The following is a 16,889-nucleotide window of genomic DNA, read 5'->3' on the forward strand; positions in this document are numbered from 1 at the left end:
GCTGCCATCCGGCAGATGTTTTGCCAGATGGCATTTCGCTTATCGGCCTACAATTGGGATGTAGGCTTGGTTAGTTAGCCTAACGCCTGTGCCAGCAGGGTTATTGGATGCTCACAGCGCTTGCTGGTGGACATCTCAATCTGCCATTTGCAGGTTTCGCAGTCGGTGACGACGATATCGGCCCCGCTTTCTTCGATCTGGCGGAATAGCGGGGCGCCAATGGATTGCGAAGTGGGGTAGTTTTCCTTTTTAAAGCCGTAGGTCCCGGCGATGCCGCAGCACTGGGAATCCAGCACCGTCAGTTCCAGACCAGGAATTTGACGCAGCAGCTCCAGCGTGTAGAGCGTCCAGCCCATTTTCTCCATATGGCAGGGGGTGTGGTAGACCACCTTCAGTGGCAGTGTTTTTAGCGGCAGCGTTTGCCCGCCGTCCAGTTTGCGCCACAGCCAACGGGTGGCCAGCTCAATATGTTCACGCAGACCCGTGTTGTCGACATCCAGCACTTCGGGATATTCATCGCGAAGCGCAAAGGTACAGGTTGATGAGGTGGCAAGCACCGGAATACCTTTCCCGTCAATGGCTTCTCTGAGTGAAGCTACGTTGCTGACCGCCTGCTTACGTGCCTTATCGGTAAAACCGTTGGCGATCAGCGGCACGCCGCAGCACTTCTCTTTACTCAGCAACTGTACGCCGGTCCCCATCGCATTCAGCACTTTAATCAGGTCTTTGCCAAGCTGTGGATGGTTATAGTTCACAAAGCAGCCGTGAAAAAAGGCGACCTGATCCTGATACTGCGCCTGCTGTGCGGCAACGCTGCGGTACCAGCGGCGGAAGGTACCAAAGGAGTATTTTGGCAGCGTCCGGCGATGATCGATTTTTAACGCGTAATCGAGCAGCTGACGCACGGGCTTCAGCGAGGTGGCGGTATTGACGATCGGCGCGAACGGTGTGGAAACGCTGCCCATCAAATCGGTATGGCTTAAGACAAAGTTGCGCAGCGACGGACGCGTGGTGTCATATTTGGCGCGCGCGCGCTGGATGATATCACCAATTTTAACATCTGACGGGCAGGCGACTTCGCAGCGTTTGCAGTTGATACAGTATTTCAGCGCATCATCGTATAACGCACCGTCTTTTAGACGCAGACGTTCCCCGTCCGGCCCGGCCTGTTTGGGTCCTGGGTAGCTCGGATTGACGCGGCTGACCGGGCAGGCAGTGGTGCACACAGTGCATTTGATACAACTTTCAAAACGTGTGTCGCTCATTGCTGGCCTCCTGCTCGTTTTGCAATATGATGTGCGGCATGCAAGGCGCTGACTGCGCTCACGCCGCCTCCGCAACCCTGGGCGATAGGGTCAAAACCGCCAAGCACCGACCCGATGGCAAACAGGTTCTCTACCGTTTTTCCCGCAAGCGTTGGGCGCAGGGTGTTATCAGTATTCACACCAAATTGTTGCCACGGCTGCGGGTCGAAGACGTCGCGCTGATACCACTGCGCACGGGTCTCTGTTTGCTGGACATCCAGGCCGAGGATCGGCTCGTGGACAGCCTCGCGTGTTGCCACCAGTCCGCTGCTGAAGAAACTGCCGCTGGCGAGCACGGCAAAACGTGGACGCAATGGAATATCAGCATGATTGCGGGTCCACACTTCACTTACCACACCGTCCTGACAGGTGACTTTTTTCACCTCGTCACCGGGCATCCATACGCCGCCCTGGCGTACAAACTGACGCTGTAATTGATTGTGCAGGCGCATGCCGAGAACAGAAGGCGGTAAGGTAGGTAACAACATCAGCGAGCAGGGCAGACGCTCGTTGAGCCACTGCCAGAGCCGGGAATCGGCGAGACCGAAGCAGGCTGGCATAATAATCATGTCGCAGGTTTTTGCTATTGGCAGCAACGCGTCACAGAGCAGTGGCCATTTATCTTCGTTATCCAGCAGGCGTGCGATGTTAACCGCGCGAAACTCGGTGGGGTTGTCGCGCAGAACATCCAGTTCCGGCAGCTCGATTTCTGCGGTGTCGACGCTGAGGTTACGCTGGCTCAGTGAGGCCGCCGCGAGGTGTGCCTGAAAATCCAGTAACCCGCTGATGCCCACCACGCAGATACGCTGAGCAGACAGCGGCCAGACCGGTACTTCCGGCGAACTGAGCCAGGTTGAGCGCAAGGTCCCCAGCGGCGTTACGCGCTGATGTACCTGATGCACCTCGCCCTGCAACTGGGCACCGGATTCTTTCAACAGGGTTTGCGCCTGCTGCGCCAGTGACAGGACGTTTTGCGTACCGATAAGGCTATAAGGGTGCAAGGGGGCCTGAGTGCGCAGTGCGTTCAGGCCTGCCTCGATATCGCTCACCGGCTGTCCATCCGGCAGCGTGCTGAGTAAATCCAGCGAGCCGGAGGAAAAATGCAGGGCGCTTTGGCCACGGGTAACAATCGCGCAGCGTAACCCGCTTTTTTGTAGTTGCAGACCGCACAGCAGTCCGGCGAGACCGCCGCCGATAATGACGGTATCAAATTTCATCCTGGTGCTCCTTTTCCAGACCGCATAACCCCTGATACACCCAGCGCGTGAACTCGCTTTCGCGCAGTGCGTCTCCCCAGGCAATCGGCTGCACGCCTTTCCAGCGTTCGTTGAGAAACTCGGAGAGCTGGGTGATGGACTGCGCGGCGGTGGTAACATTAAAACGTTGCAGTAACCCTGCGGCGCGGCAGGCGCACAGTTCGCCCTGGCATGTCCCCATCCCGACGCGAGTTCGTCGGCGCAAGTCCAGCAGGCTGTTGACGGTTAAATTTTCCACGGCGTATTGGACTTCGCCTGCGGTGACCGCCTCGCACTCGCAGACCAGGCTGCGATGCTGACGACCTTCGCTCAGCCAGACCGGGGTGCGATCGCCGTGACGGTAGACTGCCGAGCCGCGTAGCGGTGCGGGCAACGAGATCACGCGCTTAAGCGTGTGCTCGGTTGATTCCTGCGAACCTGGCAGCGCGACGTCCGCCGTGGTGCAAGGGCGAGTGTTGCCCAGCTTGCGGCAAACAGCGTCGGTGGCCCATTCAGCCATCAAGCGGTAGGTCATCAGTTTGCCGCCGGTAATGGTGATAAAGCCATCCAGACCGTCGCGTTCAGCATGATCGAACAACACAATGCCGCGGCTGACGTTACGACCGCTTGGATCATTGTCGCTGGCCACCAGCGGACGCACGCCGGAGTAGGCGCGTAAAATGCGCGTTTTCGCCATAATCGGCGCCAGCTTCTCCCCTTCACGCAGCAGAATATCCACCTCTTCAGCGGTGACGCGGTTGCTGTCGATATCATCGTAATCAATATGTTGCGAGGTGGTGCCGATCAGCGAGATGGTGTCGCCAGGCACCAGAATGTCGGCATCCGACGGTTTACGGCAGCGGTTGATGACATGCTGGTTAATGCGATGATCCATGATCAACAACGAGCCTTTTGCCGGGAACATGCGGATGCTCAGATCGGCATATTCCGCGATCCGCTGGCCCCAGATCCCGGCAGCGTTCACCACCACCGGCGCATGCAGGGACTGCATCTCGCCGGTGAGATGATTGCGAACGTTCACGCCGCAGACGGTTGCACCTTCACGAATCAGCCCGGTCACTTCATGGGCAGTCAGAATGACCGCGCCATGCTCTCTGGCATCCAGCATGTTGGCAGCGGTTAAACGGAAGGGATCCACGGTACCGTCTGGCACTTTGACTGCGCCAATCAACTGCGGGTTCACTGCGGGCTCGATAATGCGCGCTTGTTGAGGGTCGATCGCTTCTGCACGAATGCCCGCATCTTCGCAGGCACGAATAAAGGTGGCCTGGAAGGAGAGTTCATCTTCCGGCAGTGTGATAAACAGACCGTCCGTAGGCTCTACGCAGTGGCGGGCGATACGTTTCAGAATTTGGTTTTCGCTAATACATTCACGCGCAGATTCTGCGTCAGTGACGGCATAGCGCGCACCGCTGTGCAGCAGGCCGTGGTTACGTCCCGTTGCGCCGGTAGCGATATCGTGGCGTTCTACTAAGATGACGCGCAATCCGCGCAGAGCACAGTCGCGTGCGATCCCGGCACCTGTTGCTCCCCCACCAATGATAATCACGTCACTTGTTTGCGAGTCGCGAGTTTTCATTGTTTTTCCTCACAGTTCGTTTTTTTATCATTTAGCCACATAAAAAACATGGATTGTTTGATTTCGCGCATAATCGCTCATTATTCGAAAATGAAACGTGATTTCGTGCGCCTTTATGAACATTTGTCATAAATCTGTAACAATCTGTGCTGTGTTTCACATTTTTGTGCTGAATCTTTCCTTAACATCGCGGCCACACTGGGGGAGGTTGCGTCGTGATGACGTACTTACAGTGTTTCCTTCGAACAAAAGACGGCCACGGAGGCTACATACTATGTTGAGCATTTTTAAACCCGCGTCACATACGGCGCGCTTACCTGCAGCGGAAATCGATCCCACCTATCGTCGATTGCGCTGGCAGATTTTCTTGGGGATATTTTTTGGTTATGCGGCGTACTATCTGGTACGTAAGAACTTTGCCCTGGCGATGCCGTATCTGGTTGAGCAGGGTTTCTCCCGTGGCGATCTGGGTTTTGCGTTATCCGGTATTTCCATTGCCTATGGTTTTTCGAAATTTATCATGGGGTCCATTTCGGACCGCTCGAATCCGCGCGTTTTCCTGCCTGCCGGTCTGATTCTGGCGGCGGCGGTGATGTTGTTCATGGGCTTTGTGCCGTGGGCGACGTCCAGTATCGCGGTGATGTTTGTGCTGCTGTTCCTGTGTGGCTGGTTCCAGGGGATGGGGTGGCCGCCGTGCGGTCGTACCATGGTGCACTGGTGGTCGCAGAAAGAGCGTGGCGGTATTGTGTCCGTGTGGAACTGCGCGCATAACGTCGGTGGTGGTCTGCCTCCGCTGCTGTTCCTGCTGGGTATGGCCTGGTTTAACGACTGGAAAGCGGCATTGTACATGCCGGCATTCGGTGCGATTGTTGTCGCCCTGATTGCTTTTGCCCTGATGCGCGATACGCCGCAGTCTTGTGGCTTGCCGCCGATTGAAGAGTATAAGAACGACTATCCGGATGATTACAGCGAAAAAGCCGAAGAAGAGCTGACTGCGAAGCAGATCTTCATGCAGTACGTGCTGCCAAACAAACTGCTGTGGTACATCGCGATCGCCAACGTGTTTGTCTATTTACTGCGTTACGGCATCCTCGACTGGTCGCCGACCTACCTGAAAGAAGTGAAGCATTTCGCGCTGGATAAATCCTCCTGGGCCTACTTCCTGTATGAGTATGCGGGTATCCCGGGCACCCTGCTGTGTGGCTGGATGTCGGATAAAGTCTTCCGTGGCAACCGTGGCGCAACCGGCGTGTTCTTCATGACGCTGGTGACCATTGCAACGATCGTTTACTGGATGAACCCGGCGGGCAATCCGAACGTTGATATGGCATGTATGATTATCATCGGCTTCCTGATCTACGGTCCGGTCATGCTGATTGGTCTGCACGCGCTGGAACTGGCACCGAAAAAAGCGGCGGGTACGGCGGCAGGCTTCACCGGGTTGTTTGGTTACCTGGGCGGCTCTGTGGCAGCGAGCGCCATTGTCGGTTACACCGTTGACTTCTTCGGCTGGGACGGTGGCTTTATGGTGATGATTGGCGGCAGCGTGCTGGCGGTTATTCTGCTGGTGGTCGTCATGTTTGGTGAAAAGCGCCATCACGCAGAGATGGAACTGAAGCGTAACGGGGGATAATAGATGAAAACCACATTGAAAAGTCTTAGCGTCGCGTTAATGCTGACCGGTATGGTGGTCAGCAGCGCAGCCATCGCCGCAGACAAGATTGTGATTGCTCACCGTGGGGCCAGCGGCTATTTACCGGAGCATACGCTGCCGGCAAAAGCGATGGCCTATGCGCAGGGCGCGGACTATCTCGAGCAGGATCTGGTGATGACCAAGGACGACCATCTGGTCGTTCTGCATGACCACTATCTTGACCGGGTCACCGATGTCGCCGAGCGTTTCCCGGATCGCGCCCGTAAAGATGGTCGCTACTACGCCATCGACTTTACGCTGGATGAGATCAAATCGCTGAAATTTACCGAAGGTTTCGATATCGAAAATGGCAAACAGGTGCAGACCTACCCAGGGCGCTTCCCGATGGGTAAATCTGATTTCCGTGTGCATACGTTCGAAGAAGAGATCGAGTTTGTTCAGGGATTAAATCATTCCACCGGTAAGAACATCGGTATCTATCCGGAAATTAAAGCGCCGTGGTTCCATCACCAGGAAGGGAAGGACATTGCTGCGAAGACGCTGGAAGTGCTGAAAAAGTACGGCTACAGCGACAAACAGGATAAGGTCTATCTGCAAAGTTTTGATGTGGCGGAACTCAAGCGCATCAAGAATGAGCTGGAACCTAAAATGGGGATGGACCTCAACCTGGTGCAGCTGATTGCCTATACCGACTGGAATGAAACCCAGGAGAAAAAACCGGACGGCAGTTGGGTGAATTACAACTATGACTGGATGTTTAAACCGGGCGCGATGAAGCAGGTTGCTGAGTACGCGGATGGCATTGGCCCGGACTATCACATGCTGGTTGATGAGAAGTCGAAGAAAGGCAACATCGTGTTGACCGGGATGGTGAAGGATGCGCATCAGAACAAGATGACGGTGCATCCTTATACTGTGCGGGCCGATCAGCTGCCGGACTACGCGACGGATGTGAATCAGCTGTATGACATCCTGTATAACAAGGCGGGCGTTGACGGGTTGTTCACCGACTTCCCCGACAAAGCGGTGATGTTCCTGCATAAGCAGTAACGGTATCAGGCCTGCGATAGCATGATATTGCAGGCCTTTTCACCGGCGCATTCCCGACGGTTAGATCAGACCGTCGGCGGTCAGTGTTTCCATACATGCCTGCAGTAAATATAAAGGGCTGCCGTCTACCGGCGGCTCTTTTGCCAATAATGATATTTGCCGATAAAACGTTGGCTCCAGCGCCACCGAACGTATTTGCCCGCCAACCGCCTTTAATGTGAGCTCCGGTAACAATGCGATCCCCAGCCCCTGACGAATAAAACTGATTGCCGTATCCGGGTGGTTGAATTCGTACTTAATGATTGGCTCAATACCTTGTTCTTTAAATAACGTCATGATGCTTAATTCATAGCGCCCTTTACTGATAATCAGCGGTTCTCCCACCAGTTCTTCTACTGAGATTGTGGCTTTGGCCGCCAGCGGGTGAGCCTCGGGGACAACAACGGTGAATTTGTCCCGATAAACCGGCACGCAGTACATGCCATTGACCGGAAAATGCACAAAACCCGCATCAATGCCTCCACTCTGCAGCGAATCAATAATGGCACTGCTGTTCTCTTCATAGGGAATGATTTTGATGTTGGGGTGATGCTGTTCAAAGTAGCGGATGATACCGGGCAAAATGCAGGCGCAGGCGCTGGGAAAACAGCCGATGTGCAAGGTTCGGGCGGGGTTTTGTTTCTCCTGTTCGGCGATCTCTTTTACGGCGTTCGTTTGTCCAATGATGGTCCGTAAATGCGGGAGCAGCCGGATACCTACCGGGGTAAGTTGAATATCTTTGCGCCGCTCGCGGATCAAAATATTAACCCCTAACTCTTCTTCCAGCGCCGAAATAGCCTGACTGACGGCGGACTGGGTGGTGTATAGCCGCTTGCTGGCTTCGGTAAAACCACCGTACTCAAGCACGGCCAGCAGGGCGTGGATCTGGGTTAGTGTCATTAGTTATCTCTAATTAATACTATTAAAATGATTAATTTCTCTAATAAAATAAGCCTGTTTATACTGACTTTCTACCTTAAATACCCAAAATAATTTGCGTAGCCGACACACAAGCAACGTGAACTATGACGGGGATAAATCACATTTTGACGCACCTGTCCGTTGTTCAGTCGCTCTGAGCGTTGCCTGCGTGCGCCGTCGGGACAGGTTGCCGAGTATGAAAGAAAAATTGTGGACGAAAGATTTTTGGGCCATCACGATTATCAGCTTTATTATCTTTTTTGTTTTTTATGTCCTGCTGACGCTGTTGCCGATTTATATCCTGGAGCGTCTCCATGCGACCCCTGATAAGGCGGGTTTATTAGTCACCTTCTTTTTGGGGGCCGCCATTGTGGTACGTCCGTTTGCCGGACAATGGGTGGGAAAATATTCGAATAAAACGATTCTGGTGCTCTCTTCTCTGGCCTTTTTGGTGGTCACTGCGCTGTATCCTGTCTGCCATTCAATTGAATCACTGCTGTTTATTCGGGTGCTTCATGGTGTCACGTTTGGCGTTATTACTACGGTAAAAGGGACGATTTCCGCGCGGTTGATACCGGCCTCCCGACGTGGGGAGGGCATCAGCTTTTTCTCTTTAGCTATGGGACTGGCGATGGTCGTTGGGCCATGGGTGGGTCTGAACATGGCGCGCTGGGAGGCCTTTACTTCCGCGTTCTGGCTTTGTACAGCGGTAGCGGCGGTGGGCATTGTGCTGTCATTGATTGTTGCCGTGCCGCCGGTGATTCGTCATGCCGATGGCTCGCAGCCTAAGCTGGGATTTGCCGCCATGTTTGACCGTGCCGCCTTGCCTTTTGCCATGGTGACCTTCTTCATGACCTTTTCCTACGCCGGGGTATCTGCCTTCCTGGCGCTGTATGCACGCGAGCTGGATCTGATGGCCGCCGCCAGTAACTTCCTGCTTTGCTACGCTGTCTGCCTAATGATCTGCCGAACGTTTACCGGCAATATTTGTGATAAAAAAGGACCGAAATACGTGGTTTACCCGTGCCTGGTCGCCTTTACTGTAGGGCTTGTGGTGCTCGGATATACCCACGGCAGCATCATGATGATTATTGCCGGAGGGCTGATTGGCATTGGCTACGGCTCGGTGACACCGGTGTTCCAGACGCAAATTATTAGCGCGGTAGAGCCGCATAAAATTGGCATCGCCAATTCGCTTTTTTTCAACGCAATGGATGCGGGAATGGCGATTGGGGCATTTATTATGGGGATGATGGTAGAAGGCGTGGGGTATCGGGCGATTTATCTGGTCGGTGCCGTGCTGGTGGTTCTTGCCGGAGCGCTGTACATCATGCAGATGAAAAAACGCGGAGACGTGGTGCTGGTCTCCGCGCATGAAGTTCACTAGGCGTTACATCTCAATCTCAATGTCACCCTTTGCCCGGCAACAGCAGGGCAGTATCTCACCCGGCTGAATAAAGGCCAAAGGCTCTGCAATCCAGTCAACCTGACCCGCTACCAGGCGGGTACGGCAGGAGCCGCAGTAGCCTTCACGACATTGATACTCGACCTCAACATTGTGCGATTCAAGCGCGGCCAGCAGGGAAGGATGTTCATCCTGGCACAGCAGCTGCGTGCCAGAGATGCGCAGGGTAATACGGCCCATCAGAGCTGGAAATTACTCAGATCGTCGGTATCAACTTCGGCATCGATTTGCCCGACCAGATAAGAGCTGACTTCCACTTCCTGCGGTGCAACCTGCACGTTATCGGACACCAGCCAGGTGTTGATCCACGGAATGGGGTTCGAACGCGTCTGGAACGGCAGGTCAAGCCCTACGGCCTGCATACGAATGTTAGTGATGTACTCGACGTACTGGCACAGAATATCTTTGTTCAGACCGATCATTGAACCGTCGCGGAACAGGTAATCAGCCCACTCTTTTTCCTGCACAGCGGCCTGTACGAACAGGTCGTAGCAATCCTGTTTACACTCTTCGGCAATCTCTGCCATTTCCGGATCGTCTACGCCGCTGCGCAACAGGTTCAGCATATGCTGGGTCCCGGTCAGGTGCAGGGCTTCGTCACGGGCGATCAGGCGAATGATTTTCGCGTTGCCTTCCATCAGTTCGCGCTCGGCAAAAGCAAAAGAGCAGGCGAAGCTGACGTAGAAGCGGATCGCTTCCAGTGCGTTAACACTCATCAGGCACAGATACAGTTTCTTCTTCAGCTCGCGCAGGTTCACGACAACCGTCCTACCATTAACCGTGTGCGTACCTTCGCCCAGCAGATGCCAGTAGCTGGTCATCTCGATTAACTCGTCGTAGTAGCTGGAGATGCCTTCCGCACGCTTCTGAATCTGCTCATTGGTGACGATATCGTCAAACACCACCGCCGGATCGTTAACAATGTTACGGATGATATGGGTGTAAGAGCGTGAGTGAATGGTTTCGGAGAAGGCCCACGTTTCCACCCAGGTTTCCAGCTCAGGAATTGAGATCAGCGGCAACAACGCCACGTTCGGGCTGCGCCCCTGAATGGAGTCCAGTAAGGTCTGGTACTTCAGGTTGCTGATAAAAATGTGTTTTTCATGTTCTGGCAGCGCCTGAAAGTCAATGCGGTCACGAGAAACATCGACCTCTTCCGGACGCCAGAAGAAAGAGAGCTGCTTTTCGATCAGTTTTTCGAAGATGTCATATTTTTGCTGATCATAGCGCGCGACGTTCACCGGCTGGCCGAAGAACATCGGTTCCAGAAGCTGGTCATTTTTCGTCTGTGAAAAAGTGGTGTATGCCATTGATGTGAATCCTTTGTGGGATGAGCGCCGGATGGCGGTGCAAGCACCTTATCCGGCCTACAAACCGTGCAATCGTAGGCCGGGTAAGCGTAGCGCCACCCGGCATTATTCATCAGATCTTACATGCGCCGCTTTCGCAGCCATCGTCCTGGATAGACGGCACCATATCGTCCTGAGTATCTTCAGCACCGTCGCGGGTGTTCTGATAATACAGCGTTTTGACACCAAATTTGTAGGCGGTGAGCAGGTCTTTCAGCAATTGCTGCATCGGCACTTTCCCTGACGGGAAGCGGGACGGATCGTAGTTGGTATTGGCTGAAATCGATTGATCGATAAACTTCTGCATCACGCCAACCAGTTGCAGGTAGCCGTCGTTATTGGGCATTTCCCACAGCAGTTCATAGGCATTTTTCAGGTGTTCGTAATCCGGTACTACCTGACGCAGGATGCCATCTTTCGAGGCTTTGATACTCACGTGACCGCGCGGTGGCTCAATGCCGTTGGTGGCGTTGGAGATCTGCGAAGAGGTCTCAGACGGCATCAGAGCAGAGAGTGTGGAGTTACGCAGACCGTGAGTCTTGATCGATTCACGCAACGCTTCCCAGTCGTGGTGCAGCGGTTCGTTGACGATGGCATCCAAATCTTTCTTGTAGGTATCGATCGGCAGAATACCTTTGGCATAGGTGGTTTCGTTAAACCACGGGCACGCGCCTTGCTCTTTAGCCAGCTCATTCGAGGCTTTCAGCAGGTAATACTGAATGGCTTCAAAGGTTTTGTGGGTCAGGTTATTGGCGCTGCCGTCAGAGTAACGTTTACCGTTCTTCGCCAGCCAGTAAGCGTAGTTGATCACGCCAATACCCAGCGTACGGCGACCCATGGCACCGCGTTTAGCTGCCGGGATCGGATAATCCTGATAATCCAGCAGCGCATCCAGTGCACGTACCGCCAGCACGGCCAGCTCTTCCAGTTCGTCGAGGCTGTTGATAGCGCCGAGGTTAAAGGCAGACAGCGTACACAGGGCAATTTCACCGTTTTCGTCGTTAACGTCGGTCAGCGGTTTGGTCGGCAGCGCGATTTCCAGGCACAGGTTGGACTGGCGCACTGGTGCGATAGCAGGATCAAACGGGCTGTGGGTGTTGCAGTGGTCAACGTTCTGAATGTAGATACGACCGGTAGAGGCGCGTTCCTGCATCATCAGCGAGAACAGCTCAACCGCTTTTACGCGTTGTTTACGAATGCTGTCATCGTTTTCGTATTGGGTGTACAGGCGCTCGAATTCGTCCTGATCGGCGAAGAACGCGTCGTACAAGCCCGGAACGTCAGACGGGCTGAACAGGGTGATGTCGCCGCCTTTCAGCAGGCGAGTGTACATCAACTTGTTGATCTGTACGCCGTAGTCCATGTGACGTACGCGGTTGCCCTCGACGCCACGGTTGTTTTTCAGTACCAGCAGGCTTTCAACTTCCAGATGCCACATCGGGTAGAACAGCGTGGCCGCACCGCCGCGTACGCCGCCCTGAGAGCAGGATTTCACCGCAGTCTGGAAGTGTTTATAGAACGGGATACAGCCGGTGTGGAACGCTTCACCGCCGCGAATCGGGCTACCCAGCGCACGAATGCGTCCAGCGTTGATGCCGATACCAGCGCGCTGGGAAACGTATTTCACGATGGCGCTGGAGGTCGCGTTAATGGAATCCAGGCTGTCGCCGCACTCGATCAGAACGCAAGAGCTGAACTGACGGGTTGGGGTACGCACGCCAGACATGATTGGCGTTGGCAGCGAAATTTTAAACGTCGAAACGGCGTCGTAGAAACGCTTAACGTATTCCAGACGGGTTTCACGCGGGTAGTTCGAGAACAGGCAAGCTGCTACCAGAATATAGAGGAACTGAGCGCTTTCGTAAATTTCACCGGTGACGCGGTTTTGTACCAGATATTTGCCTTCTAACTGCTTCACGGCAGCATAGGAGAAGGTCATATCGCGGTCATGTTCGATGAACGAGTCCATCTGCTTGAACTCTTCTTCCGTGTAGTCTTCCAGCAGATGATTGTCGTATTTGCCCATCTCAACCATTTTAACAACATGGTCATACAGTTTTGGCGGTTCGAACTCACCGTAGGCTTTCTTGCGCAGGTGGAAAATCGCCAGACGAGCGGCCAGATATTGATAATCCGGTGCATCGCGGGAGATCAGATCGGCGGCGGCTTTGATAATCGTTTCGTGAATATCGGAAGTCTTGATGCCGTCATAAAACTGAATGTGGGAGCGAAGCTCGACCTGAGAAATCGATACGTTATTCAGTCCTTCTGCCGCCCAATCCAGAACTCGGTGGATTTTGTCGAGATTGATGCGCTCTGTACTACCATCACGCTTTGTCACCAGCAGACTCTGATTCATGTGGTTTTTTACCTGTCCGTGAAAGAAAAAAATATCCCCCGTATTATCCACAGTGCCATGTTGTGACTAAGTCTGTGGATAAATACTATATGTAGGGGTTGTTTGATAAGATAGACGCTATATGGTGAGTATTCTAGTAGGGATTCTTTTCAGTACAAGAGTTGATTTTGGCGTTAAATTGAGGTTGCAAAAGGGTAATAATCGCTAAGTGCGCGTCTTATAAGGCCTGGCGAGGATGTCAATAATTGAGAAAAAAAATAGAAAATTTGATCGAGTGCTGATTTCTTCATCGAAGAGCGATTACGTTATATGATCTGGCACAGAGTTTGTACGCCTGATAAGCGAAACGTCATCAGGCGTGCAGATAAGTTACTCGGCTTTCGCGGTGGTGTGCACCATATAGTTCACGTCCACGCCTGGACCCAGCTTAAAGGTGTTGGTGATAGGGTTGTAGTGCAGGCCGGTCATGTGGCGCTCTTTTAACACTGTCTGATCAACCCACTGTAACAATTCCGCAGGCTTAATAAATTTTTTCACATCATGCGTGCCTTTGGGCACCATGCGCAGAATGTACTCCGCGCCAACCACTGCCATCAGCCACGACTTGCCGTTGCGATTGAGCGTGGAGAAAAACACCTCGCCGCCAGGTTTCACTAACTGCGCGCAGGCTCTGACCACCGACTGCGGATCCGGTACGTGTTCCAGCATTTCCATGCAGGTCACCACGTCATACTGGTGTGCATGTTTTTCGGCGTGTTGTTCCACAGTTTCTTGTACGTATTCCACCTGAATGCCACTTTCCAGCGCATGCAGTTTTGCCACCTGTAGCGGTTCAAAACCCATATCCAGGCCGGTGACCGTCGCGCCTTCGCGCGCCATGCTTTCAGCCAGAATGCCGCCGCCGCAGCCGACGTCGAGCACTTTTTTACCAAACAGCCCGCCTGAGCGCTCGGTGATATAACCCAGACGCAGCGGGTTAATGCGGTGCAGAGGCTTAAATTCACCTTCAAGATCCCACCAGCGCGACGCGACTGCTTCAAATTTGGCAATTTCTTCATGGTCAACGTTCTGAGTCACCGGGGCTTTTTCGGCATTCATTGGGGCTTCTACTCCTTAATTAGCAATACAAACGAGTATATCAGCCTGGCAGGATGAATAAAGCCTCTCTCAGGGGGAATCCATTTACCTGAATCTGCACGGATGTGTTATAATTTGCGACCTTTGAATCCGGGATACAGTAGAGGGATAGCGGTTAGATGAGCGACCTTGCGAGAGAAATTACACCGGTCAACATTGAGGAAGAGCTGAAGAGCTCGTATCTGGATTATGCGATGTCGGTCATTGTTGGCCGTGCGCTGCCGGACGTCCGAGATGGCCTGAAGCCGGTTCACCGTCGCGTACTTTACGCCATGAACGTATTGGGCAACGACTGGAATAAAGCCTATAAAAAATCTGCCCGTGTCGTTGGTGACGTAATCGGTAAATACCACCCTCATGGTGATACCGCCGTTTACGACACCATTGTTCGTATGGCGCAGCCATTCTCCCTGCGTTACATGCTGGTGGATGGTCAGGGTAACTTTGGTTCTGTCGATGGCGACTCCGCCGCAGCGATGCGTTATACGGAAATCCGTATGTCGAAAATCGCCCACGAGCTGATGGCTGACCTGGAAAAAGAAACGGTTGATTTCGTCGATAACTATGACGGCACCGAACGCATTCCGGACGTCATGCCGACCAAAATTCCTAACCTGCTGGTGAACGGTTCGTCCGGTATCGCGGTAGGTATGGCGACCAACATTCCGCCGCACAACCTGACAGAAGTGATTAACGGCTGTCTGGCCTACATTGACGATGAAGACATCAGCATTGAAGGGCTGATGGAACACATCCCTGGCCCGGACTTCCCGACCGCCGCGATCATCAACGGTCGTCGTGGTATTGAAGAAGCCTATCGTACTGGTCGCGGTAAAGTGTACATTCGCGCCCGCGCGGAAGTTGAAGCTGACGCGAAAACCGGTCGTGAAACCATCATCGTGCACGAAATTCCGTATCAGGTGAACAAAGCGCGCCTGATTGAGAAAATTGCCGAGTTGGTAAAAGACAAACGCGTTGAAGGCATCAGCGCGCTGCGTGACGAGTCTGATAAAGACGGTATGCGCATCGTGATTGAAGTCAAACGTGACGCGGTTGGGGAAGTGGTTCTCAACAACCTTTACTCCCAGACCCAACTGCAGGTTTCCTTCGGTATTAACATGGTTGCGCTGCACCATGGTCAGCCGAAGATCATGAACCTGAAAGATATTATCGCTGCGTTTGTACGTCACCGTCGTGAAGTGGTTACTCGCCGTACTATTTTTGAACTGCGTAAAGCCCGCGATCGTGCCCACATCCTTGAAGCGTTAGCGATTGCACTGGCCAACATCGATCCGATCATTGAACTGATCCGTCGTGCGCCGACCCCGGCTGAAGCGAAAGCCGGACTGGTTGCCCGTTCGTGGGAGCTGGGTAACGTATCGGCGATGCTGGAACGTGCCGGTGATAACGCTGCCCGTCCTGAATGGCTGGAACCTGAGTTTGGCGTGCGTGACGGTCAGTACTACCTGACTGAACAGCAAGCCCAGGCGATTTTGGATCTGCGCTTGCAGAAACTGACCGGCCTTGAGCATGAAAAACTGCTCGACGAATACAAAGAGCTGCTGGAGCAGATCGCTGAATTGCTGCACATTTTGGGCAGCGCCGATCGCCTGATGGAAGTGATCCGTGAAGAGATGGAGCTGGTTCGCGAGCAGTTCGGTGATGAGCGTCGCACCGAAATCACCGCCAACAGCGCTGACATCAACATCGAAGATCTGATCACCCAGGAAGATGTTGTCGTGACCTTGTCTCACCAGGGCTACGTTAAATATCAGCCGTTAACCGATTACGAAGCACAGCGTCGTGGCGGTAAGGGTAAATCAGCAGCACGTATTAAAGAAGAAGACTTCATCGACCGCCTGCTGGTGGCCAACACCCACGATACGATCCTGTGCTTCTCCAGCCGTGGTCGTCTGTACTGGATGAAGGTCTATCAGCTGCCGGAAGCGAGCCGTGGTGCGCGTGGACGTCCAATCGTCAACCTGCTGCCGCTGGAAGCCAACGAACGTATCACCGCGATTCTGCCGGTACGCGAGTACGAAGAGGGCGTGAACGTCTTTATGGCAACCGCTAGCGGTACCGTGAAGAAAACGGCGCTGACCGAGTTCAGCCGTCCACGTTCTGCCGGTATTATTGCGGTTAACCTGAATGAAGGCGACGAGCTGATTGGCGTGGATCTGACCTCCGGGTCTGACGAAGCGATGCTGTTCTCTGCCGCGGGTAAAGTGGTGCGCTTCAAAGAAGACGCCGTTCGTGCGATGGGTCGTACTGCGACCGGCGTACGTGGTATCAAACTGGCGGGCGAAGACAAAGTCGTTTCTCTGATTATTCCACGTGGCGAAGGCGCTATCCTGACCGTGACGCAAAACGGTTATGGTAAGCGTACTGCGGCAGAAGAGTATCCGACCAAGTCGCGTGCGACGCAGGGCGTTATCTCCATCAAAGTCACCGAACGCAACGGTTCCGTTGTTGGCGCGGTGCAGGTGACCGATAGCGACCAGATCATGATGATCACCGATGCTGGTACGCTGGTGCGTACTCGCGTGTCGGAAATCAGCGTGGTTGGGCGTAACACCCAGGGCGTTATCCTCATCCGCACGGCGGATGATGAAAACGTGGTGGGTCTGCAGCGTGTAGCTGAACCGGTTGATGACGAAGAACTGGATTCTATCGACGGAAGTGCTGCGGAAGGGGACGATGATATCGCGCCTGAAGCAGAAAGCGATGACGATGCGGCGGATGACGCAGAAGAGTAATTAAGTCGTAATGAGAAGGG

At 53.7% G+C, this 16,889-nt stretch carries 12 protein-coding genes; 4 read left to right on the forward strand and 8 right to left on the reverse strand.

All coding sequences use genetic code 11. The features are described from left to right. Positions 1 to 74 precede the first annotated feature (74 nt). The 3 genes from glpC to glpA are packed head-to-tail and all read right to left on the reverse strand — an operon-like array spanning position 75 to position 4,139. The gene (glpC, locus tag FDW88_RS05065; RefSeq protein WP_096756399.1) at positions 75 to 1,265 is read right to left on the reverse strand and encodes an anaerobic glycerol-3-phosphate dehydrogenase subunit GlpC; all 1,191 of its coding nucleotides are present in this window, start codon (positions 1,263 to 1,265) and stop codon (positions 75 to 77) included. Continuing rightward, positions 1,262 to 2,521, reverse strand: a complete 1,260-nt coding sequence (gene glpB / locus FDW88_RS05070) for a glycerol-3-phosphate dehydrogenase subunit GlpB (RefSeq protein WP_137362144.1) — start codon at positions 2,519 to 2,521, stop codon at positions 1,262 to 1,264. Before glpB ends, glpC begins: the two co-directional genes overlap by 4 nt. Further along, entirely contained in the window at positions 2,511 to 4,139 is a 1,629-nt protein-coding gene (glpA, locus tag FDW88_RS05075; RefSeq protein ID WP_117343428.1) for an anaerobic glycerol-3-phosphate dehydrogenase subunit A, read from the reverse strand. Before glpA ends, glpB begins: the two co-directional genes overlap by 11 nt. Before the next feature lie 274 nt (positions 4,140 to 4,413). Here glpA and glpT point away from each other — a divergent pair, with 274 nt between their 5' ends. Together glpT and glpQ are read left to right on the forward strand one after the other, a co-directional pair. Next, positions 4,414 to 5,772 (forward strand): glycerol-3-phosphate transporter, encoded by a 1,359-nt coding sequence (gene glpT / locus FDW88_RS05080; protein WP_096756402.1) that lies wholly within the window; start codon positions 4,414 to 4,416, stop codon positions 5,770 to 5,772. Positions 5,773 to 5,775: 3 nt separating this feature from the next. Then, the gene (glpQ, locus tag FDW88_RS05085) at positions 5,776 to 6,843 is read left to right on the forward strand and encodes a glycerophosphodiester phosphodiesterase (protein WP_096756403.1); all 1,068 of its coding nucleotides are present in this window, start codon (positions 5,776 to 5,778) and stop codon (positions 6,841 to 6,843) included. 60 nt (positions 6,844 to 6,903) lie between these two features. Here glpQ and FDW88_RS05090 read toward each other — a convergent pair whose 3' ends face one another. Next, a complete protein-coding gene (locus FDW88_RS05090; protein ID WP_137362145.1) occupies positions 6,904 to 7,782 on the reverse strand; it encodes a LysR family transcriptional regulator in 879 nt (292 codons plus the stop codon). Positions 7,783 to 7,999: 217 nt separating this feature from the next. On the opposite strand from FDW88_RS05090, the gene FDW88_RS05095 reads away from it, so the two are divergent. Beyond that, entirely contained in the window at positions 8,000 to 9,190 is a 1,191-nt protein-coding gene (locus FDW88_RS05095; RefSeq protein ID WP_117343430.1) for an MFS transporter, read from the forward strand. A gap of 3 nt (positions 9,191 to 9,193) precedes the next feature. On the opposite strand, the gene yfaE is transcribed toward FDW88_RS05095, so the two are convergent. The 4 genes from yfaE to ubiG form a co-directional block, all read right to left on the reverse strand. Further along, entirely contained in the window at positions 9,194 to 9,448 is a 255-nt protein-coding gene (gene yfaE, locus FDW88_RS05100) for a ferredoxin-like diferric-tyrosyl radical cofactor maintenance protein YfaE (protein ID WP_096756406.1), read from the reverse strand. After that, the gene (gene nrdB, locus FDW88_RS05105; RefSeq protein ID WP_137362146.1) at positions 9,448 to 10,578 is read right to left on the reverse strand and encodes a class Ia ribonucleoside-diphosphate reductase subunit beta; all 1,131 of its coding nucleotides are present in this window, start codon (positions 10,576 to 10,578) and stop codon (positions 9,448 to 9,450) included. The genes yfaE and nrdB overlap by 1 nt, the downstream gene beginning before the upstream one ends. A gap of 112 nt (positions 10,579 to 10,690) precedes the next feature. Next, on the reverse strand, positions 10,691 to 12,976 hold the full coding sequence (nrdA, locus tag FDW88_RS05110) for a class 1a ribonucleoside-diphosphate reductase subunit alpha (protein WP_096756408.1): 2,286 nt from the start codon (positions 12,974 to 12,976) through the stop codon (positions 10,691 to 10,693). A gap of 369 nt (positions 12,977 to 13,345) precedes the next feature. After that, on the reverse strand, positions 13,346 to 14,074 hold the full coding sequence (ubiG, locus tag FDW88_RS05115; RefSeq protein WP_096756409.1) for a bifunctional 2-polyprenyl-6-hydroxyphenol methylase/3-demethylubiquinol 3-O-methyltransferase UbiG: 729 nt from the start codon (positions 14,072 to 14,074) through the stop codon (positions 13,346 to 13,348). Between the two features lie 158 nt (positions 14,075 to 14,232). On the opposite strand from ubiG, the gene gyrA reads away from it, so the two are divergent. Further along, positions 14,233 to 16,869, forward strand: a complete 2,637-nt coding sequence (gene gyrA / locus FDW88_RS05120) for a DNA topoisomerase (ATP-hydrolyzing) subunit A (protein WP_096756410.1) — start codon at positions 14,233 to 14,235, stop codon at positions 16,867 to 16,869. The last annotated feature ends 20 nt before the right edge of the window (positions 16,870 to 16,889 follow it).

Origin of the sequence: Citrobacter sp. wls829, from assembly GCF_005280825.1 — a bacterium.
Lineage (GTDB): Bacteria > Pseudomonadota > Gammaproteobacteria > Enterobacterales > Enterobacteriaceae > Citrobacter > Citrobacter gillenii.